We start from the raw sequence: 18,546 nt of genomic DNA, 5'->3' as shown, positions 1-18,546 counted from the left end.
GGATTGACGCATGGCCGGTTCTCATTCCTATCCCGGACCCACTTCCCCGCCAGCCCGCGGGACGGCCCGCAAGCTTGCACCGCGCGCCGGCTGCACGACCGAATCGCCGCTCGCCCGCCGGCTGCTCATCGCCGTTGCGCTCGGCTTCATCGGGCTCGTCCTGCTGCTCCCGCTCGCGGCCGTATTCGTGCAGGCGTTCAAGCGGGGCGCGGACGTCTACTTCGCGGCGCTGACCGATCCGGACGCTCTATCGGCTATCCGGCTGACGCTGTTCACGGCGCTTATCGTCGTGCCGCTGAATACGATATTCGGTATAGCCGCCGCGTGGTGTCTGACCAAGTTCGCCTTCCGCGGCAAGCAATGGCTCATTACGCTCATCGACCTGCCCTTCTCCGTTTCACCGGTCATTTCGGGCTTCCTCTTCATTCTGCTGTTCGGCGCGCACGGTTGGTTCGGTCCGTGGCTGTCGGCGCACGATGTGCAGATCGTGTTCGCCCTCCCCGGCATCGTGCTAGCCACGCTGTTCGTAACATTCCCATTCGTGGCGCGGGAGCTCATCCCGCTCATGCAATCCCAGGGCACGCTTGAAGAAGAAGCGGCTGCCACGCTCGGCGCCAAGGGCTGGAAGATGTTCCGGCACATCACGCTGCCGAATATCAAATGGGGGCTCCTGTACGGCATCGTCATCTGCAACGCCCGCGCCATGGGCGAATTCGGCGCCGTATCGGTCGTCTCCGGCCATATCCGCGGCGAGACGAATACCCTGCCCTTGCATGTGGAAATCCTCTACAACGAATACCAGTTCTCCGCCGCGTTCGCCGCAGCCTCGCTGTTGGTCGCCGTTGCGCTGCTCACCCTCACGGCGAAGCAGTGGCTCGAGCGGAAGCGTCTCTGAACAGGGATCGCCCTTTCTCCTTAAGCGGTTTAGGCGGCAGCGACCGCCGCACAGCAAGGACTGAGGGCGATCCTTTTAAGCGCGGACAGGCTTCTTCATGGGATAAAGACGGGCAAGCGCATCGCCAGCGTAACGCTGCCCGCCCTCGTACCATCGCGTCGGCGCAGGCCATGAAAAATAAAAACCACTTGTCACTAATAAGCCCCTAATTATGAAACATTTCGTAATATGTGGAGACAAGATGAATAGATAGTCCAGCTTACTCACTAGACTTAAGTCTAACAATAGACTAAACCATAGACGATTCTTTGAAAGAATATACCTCGTTATAATTGGAAAAGTATACTATAAGATTATATGAGGAGAAATTACAGATGAAGAAGATTAGTCTTTTATTCGTAGCAGCAATCATTTTTCTAATGTCAGCGGTACCTGCTTTTGCGAAAGAAAAGGAGAAGACCGCTAATCAAGAGCTTGTAAACGTTCGAGCGTTTGCAAAGCTGTATGGATATGTAAGGTTTTTTCACCCGAGCGATGAGAATGAGAAAATCAACTGGAATCGATTTGCCATTCATGGCGTGAGCAAAGTAAAAACTGCAAAAACGAAGGACGAATTAACAACAACGTTACGCGAGCTTTTTTACCCGATTGCTCCGACGATGCGCCTCACGAAACAAGACGACGCAACCCAGATCAGCCCGCCTAAACAAGCCAAAAATTTGACTGCTTGGCTTCACATTGGCGTCGGATTGAACAATCCTGGATACAAGAGTTTACGGATACAATCTGACGATGCTAGCAAGATTAAATTTATACTCGGTGGAATAAAGTTCACGGATCGAGTTTTGCAGGCAGGAGAAACGGTTGTCAAACAGATTTCTCCGGATGTATATGCACACATCCCGCTGGTTTTATACCGGGACGACAAGGGAACGATCGGCTCAACACAGGAATCGACACGTGCATTGAAGCAGCTTCAACAGCAGCTTGCGCGAATCGATTTAACAAAAGCTCCCATAGATGATGAAAATGTCCGCTTAGCAAACATTGTTATAACTTGGAATGTCCTTCAGCATTTTTACCCTTATTTCGATGTAGTCAAGGTCGATTGGGAGCAAACGTTAACGAACACATTGCAGCAAAGCTTGAAAGACAGCACGGCAGATCAATTTTTTCAAACATTGAGACAGATGTTAGAGAAAACTCAAGATGGGCATAGCTTAGTTAAACATATAAGTCAGACACGTGAACAGGCATACCTCCCCTTTACCGTCCAATGGATTGAAGAGCAAGTTGTGATTTCAAATGTAAAAGAAGGCATCGATCTGAAGCCGGGGGATATCATCGTAAATATTGATGGGAATAGCGCCACAGCTTATTTTAAACAACTGGAAAAATATATTTCTGGCACAATGCAGTTTAAACGTTGGACAGCTGCCCAACAATTTGTGGCTGGGAAGATCGCAAAGGAAGCAAAACTGACTGTTCAACGTGGAGAAAGCAAATTTGACATTTCTATTCCTTACTCGGACAAAGATAAAATGGTCGATGAATTTATTCGCCCTATCTCCATTGATAAAGTCGCAGACGAAATATATTACGTCAATACAGCACAGGTAACACCTGAGATGTTTAAGGAGAAGCTAAACGAGCTGACAAATGCAAAAGGAGTTATATTCGATTTAAGAGGCTATCCTACTCAGAACGAAGTTATTCACTTCGAAATGTTGTCTAATTTAACCGATAGGCAGATTACATCAGCAAAATTCGATAAACCTATATTTCTATACCCGGATCACGATCAAAAAAACGACTCTTACATCAACGTGCAATCGACGATCGAACCTTTGCCACCAAAACTCAAAGGGGAAATTGTGTTTCTTACATATGGCGGCTCCTATAGCTTATTAGAAGCGGTAATGGGTGTCGTTGAACATTATCGATTAGGAGAAATTGTCGGAGAAACGACGGCAGGCGTAAATGGGAACATTAACAATATTGATTTACCGGGTGGCATTGATGTTAAATGGACGGGAATGAAAGTATTGAAACATGACGGCAGCCAGCACCATCTCGTTGGCATTCAGCCTACCGTACCGGTGGAGCGAACGATTAAGGAGGTTCGTGAAGGGCGCGATGTATATATGGAAAAGGCAATCGAAATCATTAAAGCCAGAGCACACCTAAACTAATCATGATTGACACCACGTCTTTAACTCCATGGCATCGCCTCCTTTAAAGGAGGCGAGACGCCCAGCAGTCTATCGATATCCGTGAACTCATCGGAATGGAAATCGGATTATAGACTCATTAAAACGAAAGTCATCCTCTCTGATCCTTCAAAGAGGGTGACTTTCTTGGCTTCTCTCTTAATCATTGGAACTATGCGAATCATTTTCGAATTCGACTCTCAGACCTGATTGTATTTTCCAAATAAGAATGTTCAGGTTCATGTATACGTTCTGTTATTCAGATACACAAATAAAGAGAATAAGAGCTTAAAAAAACGATTTTATTTCTTAATCCTTTTTTTTAGCTCTTACTTGAACCCTCCACTGTAGATATAAGGTGTACAGTTAAATTTAACCCCTTATCGATAAAGCAAGGAACGGTGTAACACTGACACCGCTCCTTGCTTTTACTGTTTTCTTAAATTAGAACTTGACCTTTGACACTAGACTACAGACCGAATATTCGGTCTGTTTGAGGACAAAATGAATTATTCAGGAGGTTGAGTCAGAGCATTGAACAAGAGACAAGCTTCTTCTTTGCGGGTGAGAACATCGGTAGAACGGAAGTCAATGGTTCCATCTGAAAGTTCTCTAATATCAGGTCCATAGAATTTGAGCCTTGCCATTAATTGTACAGCTTTAAGGGCCCACGAATCCGTTTTACCGGCAATTTTAACTTTTTCATTCCCTTTCTCGGAATATTTGGATGAGATGACACGCCAGAGGATAAGCGCTGCTTCTTGACGAGTAATCTCCTTGTCGGATTCGAATGCATAATCCTTAGTACCCACAACGAATCCGAGTTCTTTCCCGGCCTGAATATAGGGTCCGTTCGGATCGTTCACAGCATCCTTGAATTGAATTGGATTTTTACTTTCAGACACCCCGGACATGGTAAGCAGATTGCGTATATACTCCCCTCTCGTTACTCCCTGCTCCGGCAGGAAAGCTTGGGAAGCGTCGTCATCGTACAATCCGACTGATTGCAGGCCAATGATATAACGGGCATACGGATGGTTGGAATCCACATCCTTGAATCCTTTTCCCACTTCCGCCTTGATGGAATAGTCCCCTGTCGATTCGCTCAGTTTCATATAGACACGGCCGTTCGGATCTTTTTGGAATGCGGTGAACATTCTGTTATCACTAATATACAATCCGGGCGCAACCTGTTTCATCGTTTGTTTCCGTTGCAAAGCATTATATGCGGACAACTTCCCGTCTGCCGAGATTGAAACCGTGCTAACCAATCCTTTGGCTCTTAAATTAATATATAGACCGGAATAATCCTGCTCGGAAGCAGCCGGGACGGTGTGCTGGAGAACGGCTGGCTTCCCGTATTCAGGGAAAAAGGAGTCCATGAATGCAGTATATAAGGAATGTTGAAGTTGGCTCGCTTGATTGCAAACGAAAAAGACGCCTAAACGCTGTTCTGGAATGAACCAAATGTAGGCGCTGGAATCAAACAACCCCCCCTCTTTGGTGATCACCCTATCGCTGCTCCCTGCTCCAGGCAGTGGCACCGCAGCTTCAAAACCGTAAGTCGTATCGGGAAGCAGCGGATGTATGGCCGAACGATAGATGCTCATTTCCTTTACGGAATTAGTGGAGAGGATACGTCCTTTCTTGCTGGCGTTTTCATCTAAGAAAGCAAGCATGAATTTCCCTATGTCTTCCGGAGTCGACAACATGCCTCCGTCTGGCATTACCGTTGGTGACATGGCGTATATAGGTACAGGGTTCCCGCTCCCATCATATCCTGCCGCGAGCCGGTCCTTTACATTTCCCTTTAGCAAAAATCCGCTTGAATTCATTCCAAGCCCCTTGAATAAGTTTTTATCCATATACTCTTCAAACGGCATTCCGCTTACGCGTTCTACAATATATCCCTGAAGCATGGAGGCGAAGTTATCATACATATAGCTAGTTCCTGGCTCCCGGACGACGGGAGGCATCGTTTCGCGGATATAATCCTTTAAAGAGACGACCTTGTCCAAATCATAATACACATCTTCGTCTCTTACCTCGCGATTCTCAAAGCCAGTCGTATGCGTTAATAAATGTTCTATGGTTACAGGTGTAGAAAAGGGGTTGCTCAGCGGTAAGTCTCCGATATAGCTGCGGATATCCTGCTTAAGATCAACAGTTCCTTGTTCAACGAGCTGCATTAACGCCACTGCTGTAAACGACTTCGAGACCGAGGCTAATCGGAATACCGTCTTTTGTACATCGACGGGTGTCTTCTTGTCTTTATCAGAGTACCCATAGCCTTTCTGAATTACCACCTTACCGTCTTTCACTACGACTACGGCTGCTCCGGCATACTGTGCTTTACTCTTGGGACTAGCAAAAAAACGGTCAAAAAACGCTTCGGCCTCGTGAGTGTTTAAAGCCAGCTTGGAAGCAAGAGAAGACACTGGCGCGGAGCTGAGAGCGGCGTTCACTGGCTGAGTATGCGCCACTAAGGGAGATGCCAGCATCGCGGCACCAAGAGTTACCTTTGTTATTTTGTTGATAAGTAAGGAATTCCTTTTCTTTTCCGGTAATTTACTCATTTTTCATCTAACTCCTTTTTTCCTTGTATCTTTGTCATGTTATGAACCTTTCAGTTCCATAGTCGCTGTCATTGGGAAATGAAGCGTTCCATTTGATTGTTAGGAACTTACTGTGGAATAATCACCTCTCCCCTTATAACAAACCGAATGTTCGGTCTATTATAATCCAAAAAAAATAGGATTCTTTGATTTTCAGTTGACCTAAGAACTATCCTTCTAATTCCTTTTAAACAAACAGAACGTTCGGTCTGTGAATAATATACCATATTCCTTATTCAGTAAGCAACTAATCTCCCCCCTCAGTGGAGTGAATTCAAGCGCCTTTGCGTGTTGGCACTCCCCCTTCGTCATTAAGTGTTTGGCTTTAATATTAATATAAATATTTACAAATGCCCGCGTAAAGGAGAAAACGTGTGAAAATGAAATGGAATTTCGTCTGTATGGGCTTTCCTTACTCCAAGAGTCGTTTTGAGTTAAAGCGCATTAATGTTTATAATAATTGAGACTACTGTTTACTTATTTTCCGCTTATTCAACAATGAACATACCCATTCCATAACCCAACGCCTGCCGCAATCTATCCCGATCTTAATATATGCACTAATATTCTCCCCAAGTGATTACACTCGATGCATTAGAGTTTAAGCGTGTATATATTCATGCTGATCCCAGAGCATTCCCCTTTTTGTCCGGTATAAGCTCAAAAATTGAGTTTATATACCATTTGTCATCTCAAATGGATAGCTAATCAAAATCGTAAAGAAGGAAGGTGGGATGAAGCCGTTAGCTGGATGCAAGCAAAGAAGGGAATACCTTGTCAAATCAAACCTAAAGGAGGAAAATGATGTTGGCATACAATCGTTTATCGATTCAACTCATGCAGAAGCTGTTAATCGCAAGTGGGGTGATGCTGGCTCTCATGTTCGTGATGTTGGTCTTCTCCAGCAAAGCTTATGCCCACGGCTACATTGATTCGCCAAGCAGCCGCGCGGACTTATGCGCCAAAAGGGTTAATAAGAATTGCGGCTCCATTATTTACGAACCTCAAAGCTTGGAAGCATATAAAGGCTTCCCTGCTGCCGGACCGGCAGACGGAAAGATCGCAAGCGCCAACGGGGCTTTCCCAGAGCTCGACCAGCAATCGTCAACCCGTTGGAGCAAGGTTAACATTTCTCCTGGTACGACAACTTTCCATTGGACGATCGAAGCCAACCATGCGACAACGAGCTGGAAGTATTACATCACGAAGCAGGATTGGAATCCTAATGCGCCGCTAACCCGCGATTCGTTCGTTCTGACTCCGTTTTGCAACGTAGACTACAAAGGAAAGCAGCCGCCTCACTCCTACTCGGATACTTGCAATGTGCCAAGCCGGACTGGATATCAGGTCATTTTGGCGGTATGGGAGATTGCAGATACTGCGAATGCCTTCTACAACGTCATCGACGTTGACTTCGGCGGCGGCTCTCCTGTGGACACTATCCCGCCTACGGCTCCAACCAACCTAGCTGTATCGAACATCACAGCCACAAGCGCATCCTTGACTTGGAACGCTTCGACCGATAATATCGGTGTAACCGGTTACAAAATTTACAAGGGCTCAACCCTGGCAGCTACCACGAATGGCACCACACTAACTTACAATCTCACCGGACTGACGGCTAATACTTCTTATACTTATACGGTTCGCGCGGTGGATGCTGCCAACAATATATCCGCCAACAGCAATCCCGTCACATTCACGACCCAAGCGCCACAGCCTGATGTCGTACCGCCAACTGCACCAACATATTTATCTTCTTCCAACATAACAGATGCAAGTGTAAAGCTATCATGGGGCGCTTCTACAGATAACGTTGGCGTTGCAGGCTATCGCATCTATAACGGCACTGTGCTTGTGGCCACAACAAGCGGATTGACTTACAATGTGAGCGAATTAACGCCGAATACCTCGTATACATTTACAGTGATTGCTTTTGACGCAGCTGGCAACGTATCGCCTAGCAGCAATGCCGTAAGCGTAAAGACAGCCCCAGCCCCAACCGTTGCTCCTTGGGCTCCTAATACATCTTACACGGCTGGAGCGCTCGTCACATATGACGGACAGACGTATGAAGCGCGTGTAGCACATACGTCACTTGTTGGCTGGGAGCCGCCTAATGTTCCTGCCTTATGGCTGCTGAAGTAAAGATAGCTGATAACGGATAGAAATTACATCAGTTGGCATTGTTTTCCATATAGCAGATGGTGTGTGGAAATATCACTAATGCCGATTATGGGGATTTAGAGCGAAAAAGCAAGGAACGGGTGTAATGCTGACACCGCTCCTTGCTTTTCTTTTTTCATAAATTAGAACAATGAGAATTTTCATTTACGTCAAAGTGGTCAAGACTCTCATCTGGTGAGCAGCGGAATCACGGCACCGCCAACGCCGCCGGATTAAATATGAATGCTGGTCGTTGTGTGTTGGCTATACGGCTATATTCTTCTCAACCAGCACTTGACACAAAGTTCTCCTTTTTGAAAATGCTTAATAATCTAATGAGGGAAACTTTGTGTCGTTCATTAGAGAAAAGTTCTCTTTCCATCTGAATCTTTGATTAAATGAAACGAATCAAACAATCTCCTCTGTGTATTTCGTTCCTATAAATTCATCAAAGGACGATTAAAGTCAGCCGCATCGATGCAGCTGACTTTGTGCGGTGTTATTCTGCTTCCATCTTACGAGGAACCATTAAGGCTGACGGCTGTGTATTCGGGTCCATCCAATTCGTAATCAGACTCTTCGTGTAAGTCAGATCCTCTTCATTCGGAAGGTAGTACCAAATGCCATCATCCATACGTTCACCTTCACCAAGCAGCATGTAGCTGCTAATCGTTGGAGCCGAGTCCATTTGGAACATTTGCTTGGCAAGATCAATAATATAACGCGGCTTCATGTCCGTCTTAAAGTTCTTGCCCATAATATCCATCAACATGGGGATCTTTGCAATCTGATCGAGCTCGAGCACGCGATCCTTAAACGCTTCTAAAAAGATACGATTGCGTTCTGTGCGATTAAAATCGGAATCCTCGCGGTAACGCACAAAATACAAGGCTTCTTGACCGCTATAGATCGGCTTGTTGGCTTCGACTCGAAATTTCTCATGTGCCGCTCCTTTATTGACGATATCCTCTTTAATCGGCAGTTTTACACCGCCCACTGCGTCAACCACATCTTTAAACCCTTCAAAGTTAATCGTCGCATAGTGATTAATCTCATGTTCAAGCAGCTTGCCGACGGTATCCATACTCATCTTAGGTCCGCCGATCACTTTGTCCTTTACACTGCCGAAAGCAAATGCATGGTTAATCTTATCCGTTGTGCCATGCCCTACAATCTCGGTGTATGTGTCGCGCGGTATTGAAACTAAGAGCACCTTGTTGTCCTTCGGGCGGATAATTGAAAATATGATGGTGTCCGAGCGTCCGATCTCATCTTCGTCGCGTTGGTCAACACCTAGGAGAAGAACAGAGAACGGCATTGTAATTTCCCGGTCCACTCCCGGCTTGCCGTCAATCGGTTTATACGAATCAGACAGCTTGTTTTCTACTGTGTCAGATAAAAATATATCAAATGCAAACATAGCTAATTGCTTCTGGAAGATAAAGCCGCTGAGTCCGAGAATAAGGACAACGCCTAGTATGATCCACCATTTTTTAGAGGTGTTTTTACTTTTTTTCGTTTTTCGTTTTTTCATTTTTCCCACTTCTTCCTCTGAGATTATTGAATCCATCCCTTTGATATCCCAATAAAAACATAATGAACACGATGCCGAACCCTTATCAGTGGTTTTCGACGATCGCCAAACAAAAAAGCTCTCCTATCAGAGAGCTTGCGGATATCACCTGTGCAATTGGATAGGCAACCCGCTTTTTTTCCTGCGCCCAAGGTCCATTCCAGAATGATATCAGAGACACCATTCTTGTTAACATCCGCAATCCCCACGTAATCTAAGCTGTAACCGAGGCCTTTCGTATCCCAGGCGATCCGCCATTCTTCATCCTGCTCCTCGCTTTCATCGTTCTGTTGTCTATTTTATATGGCAGCAAAAAATAAGAGGTTATGAAAAAGTTAAAGTTCCTTCGCTACAACTATTTAGAGAAAAGAAGGTCGATTTCCTTATTCTAAGGAATATCGACCTTCTCTACTGAATTAATATATTTTACAATTTACTCTAAAGCCTTTATCCATCAACGTGGACTTATCTTCAAACAGCTAATGAACGGTGGTTCCATTCATCCGTCTTACCGTCTATTCGTATTGGTTTCATACCTTAGACAGGTAATCAGCGAGCTGTTCGAAGGTACCGGCAAATCCCTGCTGTATGTTATCTCGCATTGCTTCAAAGGTGTTGCGCTCCTCCTCCGTCGCATTTGTCGGGCCTCCCTGTATAGTCAACTTCGTCTTGCCTTCATGCTCGGCAAAAGTCAACGTATTTAGAATTTCCAGAGGCCATGTGGGGCTAAACGGAGCCCGAACCGTACTGCCCTCCTCGTCAGAAAAGGAATTGGTAAAGACGAGTCTCTCCGGCGGAACAATGTCGCGATACACAAACTTGCCCCACATTTGATGGCCGTCAGGGGATTTCTGACTGTAGTGAAAAATGCCATCCGGACAGAGCTCTAGCTTTGAGACATTCATCTTGAAGCCTTTTGGGCCCCACCAGTGTTCCAAGTGATCAGGCTCGGTCCACGCTTTGAACACAAGCTCACGTGGCGCATCGAACATGCGCGTGATAACCAACTCTTTTTCGTTAGTATCATTGTGCTCTATCATGTCAATTCCTCCAATTTAATTTCGTTCTATTTATATGACTTTAAAATATCCAAAACGATTTTTTACATACATTTTTTCTGTCAAGTTTACAATCTCATTTACGCAGGCCTTGTTCAATTTAACAAAAAGTTCCTCACCGCTTTGATTTTGGATCGTGCCCACGCTATAGATAGTAACAGATGAAGATAAGATGAACTTAAGAATAGCTTACAAATTAATGAATGATATTTACAATAGAAGTGGTTATGCCTATATTATTTGATAAAGCGTGTTCCACCTTTTACCTGCTCTATTACGTGAATAGAGATGGAAGAAAGGAAGTGGAGCTCGTAATAATAAATCAAGTAATGGAGGAATAACGATTGAAGTCATTTGAAATTTTGCTATTATCCCTATGTTCAGCAGCGCTCACAGTCCAAAAGCAGATTAAGGAATTAGTGGGTACGGACATCGACCTCGAAGTGGACAGCGTTACAAAACGGACTTAGATGGAATAAAATGATTGGATGGGCGATTGAATTCACTGACACCGTCGGTTGAGGTAGGGGCGAAAACGGGCAAACTGACCAGCATTGAGATGAATACAACAGACATTTCTGCCAAAGATAACAAAGCCTATGACAATATGAAACTGAATAAAATCAAAGAGACGGTAGCCCCCATTGCGCAGAAAGTAATGGGTATTGATTTAAAAGGCTACGAGGTGAAACAAAATAAAGAGTATGATATTAGAAACCAATTTATCTTTACCAAAAAAGGGAGTCCGACCTTGAGTGCACGGGTTGACGTCAAAGGAAAATGCTACAGTCTAGCAGTCACTTCAGTTGATGGCAAAGCAGAGTAATAAAAATATAAGGTTTCCGCCTTGTCTCTTTTTACTTGGCAGAAGCATAGTCATAATTTAGTTAGTATAATTTTATTGCTGTTTCCTTCTACATCTGATGACAAAAGGCGTATGAGAAACAGAGTCATAGTATAATCTTTAGGGCGGGGAAAAAGGATGTACATTCATCAACAAAGAAAAGAACTATTTGTATTTACGATGTACGCGGTTGTGTATATTTTCATTGTTGCAATATTTTCTCTCGTTATAAAGCACAATCCTCTCCCCATTTTTGGAGCTAAGGGATTTACGGAAGATGGATGGTATGTTTTTTTTATTAAACTCGTTTTTTTATTTTTGGTGCCCTTATACATGTATAGAAGATTCGGTTATTCCATTCGGAGCATCTTTCATCTGCAAGAACCGAAGAGATGGATTCTTGTGTTTAGCTGCTTTATGGTTGGTATTCTATTAAATAGTGGGTATTTCGGCGAGATATTTAGCGTTATGGCAACGGGTGGCGAATTCATTTGGATAAAACTATTGCTTGGTTTACTTCTCCCCTTAGTTCAGGCTGCTTTACCTGAGGAGATTTTTTATAGATATATACTACAGACCCGTTTGGAAAAAGCAATAGGAGCATTTGCAGGTATTGTCCTGTCTGCTATTCTGTTTTCATTATTCCATTTGCCCTCTCGTTATCTTCTTGCAAGTGGAGTTGAAGGAATAGCAGGAGACCTATCTTCCATTCTACTAGGCACAATTCTCCCTGCTTTTGTTATCGGTATTATATTAGGATATTTGTGGTATAAATTCAGGAATATATGGATTTTGATAGCCCTTCATTATGGAATTGATATTTTACCATCCGGTGCTTCATTTTTGAATATTTTGCATTAGCTTGCCCATGAAAAAATACATTGAAGCAGTTGAAAGCACCCTTCATTATTCATTATCACTTACCTTTTCTTTGGAATATACGCATGTAAAAACTTTATTGGTAGTACACTTGTGAACCAAAACGAAGGGGGCAAATGAGAAAGTTCGCTATGTACATCGTCTCTTTATTTTGTTGTTCTCTCTTGTTCTGGTTCAACATGTATTAATACTTGTGCGCGTTTGAATAGAGCTGTTATTGAATGTTCAATATCATCACATAATCGATGCGCTTTTTCGATATTCATGGAAGATGGGACAACCATATGGAAATCCACATACTCTTGCGGTCCTGATCTTCGAGTTCGAAAATCATGAATTTCAATAAACTGTTCACGATATTGATGGATGACGTTCAATATCTGATCCATTTCTTCGTCAGTCAAACTTGCGTCCAACAACGGGGGAAACGATTCTCTCATCAATTTATACGCTTCTCTCATAATGTACATGGCTAACATAATCCCGATGATTGGATCTAATAGCTCCCAGCCAGTAATACTGACTAACAATAAACTGAATCCCACACCTAAAGAAGTATATACATCCGTTAATAGGTGCAATGCATTTGATTTCATGGCTACTGAATGATTCTCTTCTGCTGCTTTCCCGACTTTTCTGGATACCAAATAATTAATAATTGCCCCTACAAACATGACTAATATACCCAGATGTGGGAAGTTAATCGGTGTCGGATTGATTATTTTTTGAACACACTCATAAATAATCCAAATCCCTGCCACAAAGATTAGTAACGTTTCAATTGTCCCCGATATATTTTCGATCTTGCCATGTCCGTATGGATGATTCTCATCTGCAGAACGGCCAGACATTCGAACTGAGAAAAAAGCGATTAGAGAGGCCACTAAATCTAAAGAAGAATGGATAGCTTCAGATAAAACAGCCACTGATCCAGTAATGACGCCGACAAATAATTTGGATATCACAATAAACGTGTTGCTAAGAACTGATAATAATGCGGTTTTAGAGGAGGTCATCGATAATTGCCGCCCTTTCCAAATATTTGTTTGATCATATCAAATAGTATATATTTGGGTCTAGAGCAACCTTTTTGCTTCAATTCAATCAACTTAGGTCACAGTCTAAAGTGTTGCCATGGATCAAAAAGTACATGCCCGTTTCTGCAACCAAAGCATTCAAGCGAGTTGAGGTTAAAACATACAGCGAAACCTGAAGGAAGGCGATACGCTCTATTTCAAGCATGTCGAATTGTATGGCTCGAAGAAAAGCGAGTTAACTCATCGGTTGAAGTGAGGGAGAGGCTAATTGGACTTCCTTACATAAATGGGCCCCTGGATTTGTACCGTAATAAACCGCGACATGTCCAGGGGTTTCTCTTTACCTTGTTTTTGCAGTCAACGATAGCATGGTGCCGTACCCGAACAAGCTGATGAACACGGAAATAAGACTGTATACGGCTAACATAATCGTCGGCGGAGACCATACTGCTATAAATGCCCACGGCGTTCCACCGAGCAGTATGCGCGGCAGCGTCAGAATCAATACGATGCCAGCTGCAGACATGATCAGAAGCAATGCAAATCCAATGAGCCGTCTGCCAAGCAATGCAGTCCAACTGCGCTGCTGCCGTGCAAGCTTTCTAATCACCCTTCCCGTCAAAAATAAAAACAATGCGATCAGACCACCTGCAATAAGGATAATCGCCGACGCTACTTTATCCAACCTTTGCATTCTATCGATTTGATAGGGGGCGCCAACATCCGCTCCCTTCCATAATTCCATAACTTCCTGGGTAATGGCGGATGCGGCATCGCTCATCATGTTCGCCATCACTGCTACCCCAAGCTGATCATTGCGCTGCATCCTAATAAAAGATGAAAATGTCGGATTTGCCCCAGCATGAAGAATCACATTTCCGTCTTGTCCCGCAATGATCCATCCACTGGCATAGTAATTGTTGTCACCAAGAGGCGCCACGGACTGATCGGGGACGTGCGAGTCCTGAATCAGTTTCTTATCGTTCGTTCCATAGCCTAATTGCGTGTTCATCCACTTCGCTATATCATTGGCGTTGCTTATGATATAACCTGCTGGTGTATTGCCGCGATAGACAGGCGGTGTGTACGCTCTGGGTTTCATGAACCCGAGTCTATAGCCGGTTGCCATCTCGCTGGACGGGTTGTGCTGAAGACCGGCGAACGAATCTTTCATTCCAATCGGCTCCAGAATCTGCTGCTTCATATAAGCCTCAAAGGACTGCTTCGTCACCTTCTCGATCACAAGTCCCAAAACATCGTAATTGATCGTCGCATATTCGAAAGCGCGGCCCGGTTCACGATTCAACTGCTGGCTCAACAAAGTCCGCACGGTTAACTCCAGCGCATTGCCAGCATCGCTGGCTGGTATATATCCAATCGATCCGGCAGGTATTCCACTTGTATGATACAGCAAATCATTGAGGGTTATCGTTGCGGGTTTTCCCTTATAAGCAAGTTCCAGCCATGGTATATATTTTTTAACATCATCCGTCCGTTTTACCAATCCGTCCTTTTCTAACTGCAGGATGGCCAGCCCTGTAAAAGCTTTCGTCGTTGAACCTATTTCAAATAAAGTATTGCCGGTCACTGGTTTCTCCGCATCCAGATCCGCGTAGCCGAAGCCTTTTTGCAGCACCGTTCTCCCCTTTTCCACAATGACCAATGACAGGCCCGGGATTTGGCTGCGAATCCTCTCCGCTTCGACATACTCCTCTATCCGATGTATTTTTTGCTCTAACGTCTGCCCGTTTCCGGTAGTACCGGCACGATCGCCCGCTTGCGCATAAGCTGCCATTCCATTTGCCGCCAACACGCATACAAGCAAGAGCATGCAAGCAGTGATTAAAGTGTATCTTCTTGGATATTTCCTTGAAATTCTCATGTTACTCTCCTCTTTCTTTGCCTATCAATTCCGCGCAGCAGGCTATTCACATAATCGTGGCAGGTAATTAGAAAGTAAATCGTTTGCATAAGCAAATAAACGCCGATTACGATGAACGAATAGCTCCAATTGGACAGCATCATGAGCTTATCCAGCACTTTCATCGCGATTAGGGCATGGACGATACCGACAATGCATGGCACGAAAAATAAGATACTCATTTGCATAACAACGATGTGTTGAATTTCATCCTCTGTCAGGCCAATTCGGGACAACGCTTCGCACTGCGCCCGATCCTCCCGCAGCTCTGTGAACAGCTTAAAATAAATGAGGCTGCCCGCTGCAATGAAGAAGAGCAAACTAATGAACATGCCAATAAACATCGTCAAGGCCATCAAGCTCTGCGCATCTTCGTATTGCGTCTTATAACCGTCAAACACTGCTCGTCCCATCATATAAACGGCTCCCGAAGCCGTCACAATAACTGCGCTCAGCATGGAGACAATAAAAAGCATTCTGGCGTTATTCTTCATCTTATAACTAAGCTGGGCGACGATAATCAGATTCGTTCTTCTGTAGTACAGGCGATGATTGCTCTGAACGAAGCGCAGCAGCATGATGCTGAACTGCGTGAACAACAGATAGGTGCCAATCGTCACCGTCACCATAACAGACGGTGCCAACAGAACGAAGTTCGCGCCGTTCATGATTAATGCCATGCCATAAGCGGCGCCCAAGCAAATGACCGCAAGCATGGCAAGCCACCGCGAGAAGACGGGAGGGCTTCCCGGTTCCTTGGAGGCCTTGAGCATATCCATGATGCCGGCACGCCCTACCCTCCATGCCGTCCATGCGGATATTGCCCCGAACAAGAGAAAGAAGCCTCCTGCCGTGAGCCACAGCGCCTTCAACGGAACGGCAAATGCGATAGGTTCGTTCATATGAAGCAGCACTTCAAGCGCCATATAGAACAGCTTGCTGAACGCAATCCCCAGACCAATGCCTGCCCCAATGGACAACAACGCAATCGCCCCATTTTCATAAAGGATTAGTGTTCGGAGCTGCATGCGGCTCATCCCGAATAGCGAGAGCAGGCCGAATTCCTGCTGTCTCGTTTTCAGAAAAGCCGAATTGGAATAGAGCACAAATAAAAACGAGAAAATGACAATAATATATTGGCAGAACATCATCCCTTGCGTAATTTTTCCAGCTGCCACCATATGACCGTTCGCCACGTCGGGATGAATCAAAAATGCGGTGTAGATGTAAAAAATCATGACAGAAAAAACGCTGCTCATAAAAAAAGCGCTGTACGATCGCAAGTTGCCGCGAATGTTGCTGAACGCCAGCGTGCGAAGCGTCATCGGCATTCCCTCCCGGCATCCATGCCAATCCTATATGCCCGCGGTACAATCATAATTTGGTCCCCCCTGTGTCCATTATTTATCAATCTCAACAACGCAAGTATAGATCAGGGTGAACATCGAACCCATCGATTTTCATGACAACAGGCTGCCTGCAAATCTTACAAAATTGTCATTTTGCCCGCTTGTCCATATCCGCCTTGCTGCCGAGAATATGAATGCCGCCCGGATTAAAAGTGACCGTCATCGTTGTGCCCGCACCCAGCTCCGATTCGGCCGACAAAACGTGCCCCAGCCGGTTGCATATTTGCTTTGCCAAATATAACCCCATTCCCGTCGATTCCCCCGCAGTTCGTCCATTCTCTCCGGTGAAGAACGGATCGAAGATGCGCGGCATTTCGTAGGGTGCGATTCCGTATCCCTCGTCCGTCACGCTCAGCTTGCCGCTGCCGTCTCCATTCGGCTCAACGCGGAAAACAAGCTTCTTTGCGCCCGGTTTGCTTTTACTATATTTAATCGCATTGCTGACGAACTGATTCAGAACGACTCTCATCCACTTCTCATCCGTTTCCGCCCAAGCTTCACCCTCCATCTGCGGAAAGATGGAATGACGGATACAGAGACGCTTGTGAGCATTGATCACGGAACGAATCAAGTCGTGTATGGGTATGCTCCGAATATGAAGATCCATCTCGAATTTGTCGAGACGCGCTGTATACAGCAGCATCTCCAAGCTTCGTGTCATACGGTCAGCCTCATCCTGCATGCTGACCATGAACCGCTTCTGCTCGTCCTTGGTCAGGGGAAGCTGCTGCAGCGCTTCCTGCACGAGCATATCGATAACCGACACAGGTGTTTTCATCTGATGAACCCATTGCAGCACGAAATGATTATGCAGCTCCTGCTGGCGGCGATACGTTCCGAGCTCGTTGAGATATGCGCTATGCTGCTGCTCCAATACACGCGCGACAAGCTGCTGCTCCATCGTCACGATGGACTGAACGGTTGTGGTGGCGTGCAAGTCGCCGGTCATTTCGATCGTATGCTTCAATTCCTTGTAATAAGCTTTCTGGCGAATATACTCGATGACCAGCCACAGACAGGTAAATAACAGCGCAAGCACTACAAAATAGATTATCGTGCCCGTATTTATCATTTGCGGGTAATGTGCATGCTCCAACAACATCAATCCAGCTCCGAGTCCGATAATGATTCCGCATAGAATCAGATAGGAGAGCCGATCACGCAAAAATAAAATAGCCGGGGAGCCCTTCATGCATTCGGCTCCTCTCTGTCTGCATCGAGGATCAGCTTATATCCCATACCTCGAACCGTCGCAATCGCCTTGGGGAGTCCGAGCTCTTCCAGCTTCTTGCGAAGCCTCGTCACATTCACGGTCAACGTATTATCATCAACGAACTGCACATCGTCCCACAGCGCTTCCAGAAGCTGATCCCGAGAGACCGTCTTGCCTTGGTGGTTCAGGAAGCATTCAGCCAATAGCTGTTCGTTCTTTGTCAGTTCGATCTTCTGTTGATGCCATGTCAGCTCATTACGGCTGAGATTCAGCCGTAAGCCATGCACGTTCAGTTCAATCTCAGGCGTTGAAGCCAGTCCAGTCGCAACGGCGTAATCGCCATATACTCTTCTTAGCACGCTTTTTACCTTGGCGGTTAACAGATCCAACGGAATCGGCTTGGTAATGTAATCATCGCCGCCATTCTCAATCGCCATCACCTGATCCATCTCTCCCTCCCGCGCCGATATGAAGATAATCGGCATGCTGGAGCATGACCGGATCTGCCTGCACCAATAGTAGCCGTCGAAATACGGCAAGTTAATATCAAGCAGCACCAAATGCGGCTCATAGGCCTTCAGTTCTGTCATCAGATCGCGAAATTGCGAGGCGCATGAAGCCTCGAATCCGTACTTCTTCATCGTTCTTTTTAGCACTGCGGCTATATTCTCGTCGTCTTCCACAATAAAAATGCGATACATGCTCTTCCTCCTAAACGCTTAGCTG

At 45.4% G+C, this 18,546-nt stretch carries 14 protein-coding genes; 6 read left to right on the top strand and 8 right to left on the bottom strand.

Features of this window, described 5'->3' with window-relative positions; all coding sequences use genetic code 11:
- Positions 1-10: 10 nt before the first annotated feature.
- Both cysW and M3650_RS18675 read left to right on the top strand, forming a co-directional pair.
- Positions 11-895 (top strand): sulfate ABC transporter permease subunit CysW, encoded by an 885-nt coding sequence (cysW, locus tag M3650_RS18680; protein ID WP_251576888.1) that lies wholly within the window; start codon positions 11-13, stop codon positions 893-895.
- A 374-nt stretch (positions 896-1,269) separates the two neighbouring features.
- Positions 1,270-3,087 (top strand): S41 family peptidase, encoded by a 1,818-nt coding sequence (locus M3650_RS18675; protein ID WP_251576887.1) that lies wholly within the window; start codon positions 1,270-1,272, stop codon positions 3,085-3,087.
- A 527-nt stretch (positions 3,088-3,614) separates the two neighbouring features.
- Here the strand turns inward: M3650_RS18675 and M3650_RS18670 are convergent.
- Positions 3,615-5,681, bottom strand: a complete 2,067-nt coding sequence (locus M3650_RS18670; protein WP_251576886.1) for a serine hydrolase domain-containing protein — start codon at positions 5,679-5,681, stop codon at positions 3,615-3,617.
- 843 nt (positions 5,682-6,524) lie between these two features.
- Between M3650_RS18670 and M3650_RS18665 the strand changes: the two genes are divergently transcribed.
- Positions 6,525-7,868, top strand: coding sequence for a lytic polysaccharide monooxygenase (locus M3650_RS18665; RefSeq protein WP_483311761.1), 1,344 nt, complete (start codon positions 6,525-6,527; stop codon positions 7,866-7,868).
- A gap of 517 nt (positions 7,869-8,385) precedes the next feature.
- On the opposite strand, the gene M3650_RS18660 is transcribed toward M3650_RS18665, so the two are convergent.
- The gene (locus M3650_RS18660; protein WP_251576885.1) at positions 8,386-9,420 is read right to left on the bottom strand and encodes an LCP family protein; all 1,035 of its coding nucleotides are present in this window, start codon (positions 9,418-9,420) and stop codon (positions 8,386-8,388) included.
- 569 nt (positions 9,421-9,989) lie between these two features.
- The gene (locus tag M3650_RS18655; RefSeq protein ID WP_251576884.1) at positions 9,990-10,499 is read right to left on the bottom strand and encodes an SRPBCC family protein; all 510 of its coding nucleotides are present in this window, start codon (positions 10,497-10,499) and stop codon (positions 9,990-9,992) included.
- Positions 10,500-10,861: 362 nt separating this feature from the next.
- On the opposite strand from M3650_RS18655, the gene M3650_RS32000 reads away from it, so the two are divergent.
- The 3 genes from M3650_RS32000 to M3650_RS18645 all read left to right on the top strand — a co-directional run bounded on the left by M3650_RS32000 (position 10,862) and on the right by M3650_RS18645 (position 12,222).
- Positions 10,862-10,987, top strand: a complete 126-nt coding sequence (locus tag M3650_RS32000; RefSeq protein ID WP_285848535.1) for a hypothetical protein — start codon at positions 10,862-10,864, stop codon at positions 10,985-10,987.
- Between the two features lie 14 nt (positions 10,988-11,001).
- Entirely contained in the window at positions 11,002-11,343 is a 342-nt protein-coding gene (locus tag M3650_RS18650; protein WP_251576883.1) for a hypothetical protein, read from the top strand.
- 156 nt (positions 11,344-11,499) lie between these two features.
- Positions 11,500-12,222, top strand: a complete 723-nt coding sequence (locus M3650_RS18645) for a CPBP family intramembrane glutamic endopeptidase (RefSeq protein ID WP_251576882.1) — start codon at positions 11,500-11,502, stop codon at positions 12,220-12,222.
- 164 nt (positions 12,223-12,386) lie between these two features.
- On the opposite strand, the gene M3650_RS18640 is transcribed toward M3650_RS18645, so the two are convergent.
- The 5 genes from M3650_RS18640 to M3650_RS18620 all read right to left on the bottom strand — a co-directional run bounded on the left by M3650_RS18640 (position 12,387) and on the right by M3650_RS18620 (position 18,521).
- Positions 12,387-13,256: a cation diffusion facilitator family transporter gene (locus tag M3650_RS18640; RefSeq protein WP_251576881.1), complete on the bottom strand. Its 870-nt coding sequence runs from the start codon at positions 13,254-13,256 to the stop codon at positions 12,387-12,389.
- A 361-nt stretch (positions 13,257-13,617) separates the two neighbouring features.
- Positions 13,618-15,108 (bottom strand): serine hydrolase domain-containing protein, encoded by a 1,491-nt coding sequence (locus M3650_RS18635; protein WP_251576880.1) that lies wholly within the window; start codon positions 15,106-15,108, stop codon positions 13,618-13,620.
- Between the two features lie 47 nt (positions 15,109-15,155).
- Entirely contained in the window at positions 15,156-16,523 is a 1,368-nt protein-coding gene (locus tag M3650_RS18630; RefSeq protein WP_251576879.1) for an FtsX-like permease family protein, read from the bottom strand.
- Positions 16,524-16,695: 172 nt separating this feature from the next.
- Complete coding sequence (locus M3650_RS18625) at positions 16,696-17,799, bottom strand: sensor histidine kinase (RefSeq protein WP_251576878.1); 1,104 nt, start codon at positions 17,797-17,799, stop codon at positions 16,696-16,698.
- Positions 17,796-18,521 (bottom strand): response regulator transcription factor, encoded by a 726-nt coding sequence (locus M3650_RS18620; RefSeq protein ID WP_251576877.1) that lies wholly within the window; start codon positions 18,519-18,521, stop codon positions 17,796-17,798. Before M3650_RS18620 ends, M3650_RS18625 begins: the two co-directional genes overlap by 4 nt.
- Between the last annotated feature and the right edge of the window lie 25 nt (positions 18,522-18,546).

The sequence above is a fragment of the Paenibacillus sp. MER TA 81-3 genome (assembly GCF_023713585.1).
Lineage (GTDB): Bacteria > Bacillota > Bacilli > Paenibacillales > Paenibacillaceae > Paenibacillus_B > Paenibacillus_B profundus.
This window is presented reverse-complemented; position numbering and strand designations above follow the sequence as displayed.

What these genes read in the sequence shown, in the direction of transcription:
- cysW (WP_251576888.1), top strand. Translation starts at nt 11, where the DNA reads ATGGCCGGTTCTCATTCCTATCCCGGACCCACTTCCCCGCCAGCCCGC.
- M3650_RS18675 (WP_251576887.1), top strand. Translation starts at nt 1,270, where the DNA reads ATGAAGAAGATTAGTCTTTTATTCGTAGCAGCAATCATTTTTCTAATG.
- M3650_RS18670 (WP_251576886.1), bottom strand. Translation starts at nt 5,681, where the DNA reads ATGAGTAAATTACCGGAAAAGAAAAGGAATTCCTTACTTATCAACAAA.
- M3650_RS18665 (WP_483311761.1), top strand. Translation starts at nt 6,525, where the DNA reads ATGTTGGCATACAATCGTTTATCGATTCAACTCATGCAGAAGCTGTTA.
- M3650_RS18660 (WP_251576885.1), bottom strand. Translation starts at nt 9,420, where the DNA reads ATGAAAAAACGAAAAACGAAAAAAAGTAAAAACACCTCTAAAAAATGG.
- M3650_RS18655 (WP_251576884.1), bottom strand. Translation starts at nt 10,499, where the DNA reads ATGATAGAGCACAATGATACTAACGAAAAAGAGTTGGTTATCACGCGC.
- M3650_RS18645 (WP_251576882.1), top strand. Translation starts at nt 11,500, where the DNA reads ATGTACATTCATCAACAAAGAAAAGAACTATTTGTATTTACGATGTAC.
- M3650_RS18640 (WP_251576881.1), bottom strand. Translation starts at nt 13,256, where the DNA reads ATGACCTCCTCTAAAACCGCATTATTATCAGTTCTTAGCAACACGTTT.
- M3650_RS18635 (WP_251576880.1), bottom strand. Translation starts at nt 15,108, where the DNA reads ATGCTCTTGCTTGTATGCGTGTTGGCGGCAAATGGAATGGCAGCTTAT.
- M3650_RS18630 (WP_251576879.1), bottom strand. Translation starts at nt 16,523, where the DNA reads ATGACGCTTCGCACGCTGGCGTTCAGCAACATTCGCGGCAACTTGCGA.
- M3650_RS18625 (WP_251576878.1), bottom strand. Translation starts at nt 17,799, where the DNA reads ATGAAGGGCTCCCCGGCTATTTTATTTTTGCGTGATCGGCTCTCCTAT.
- M3650_RS18620 (WP_251576877.1), bottom strand. Translation starts at nt 18,521, where the DNA reads ATGTATCGCATTTTTATTGTGGAAGACGACGAGAATATAGCCGCAGTG.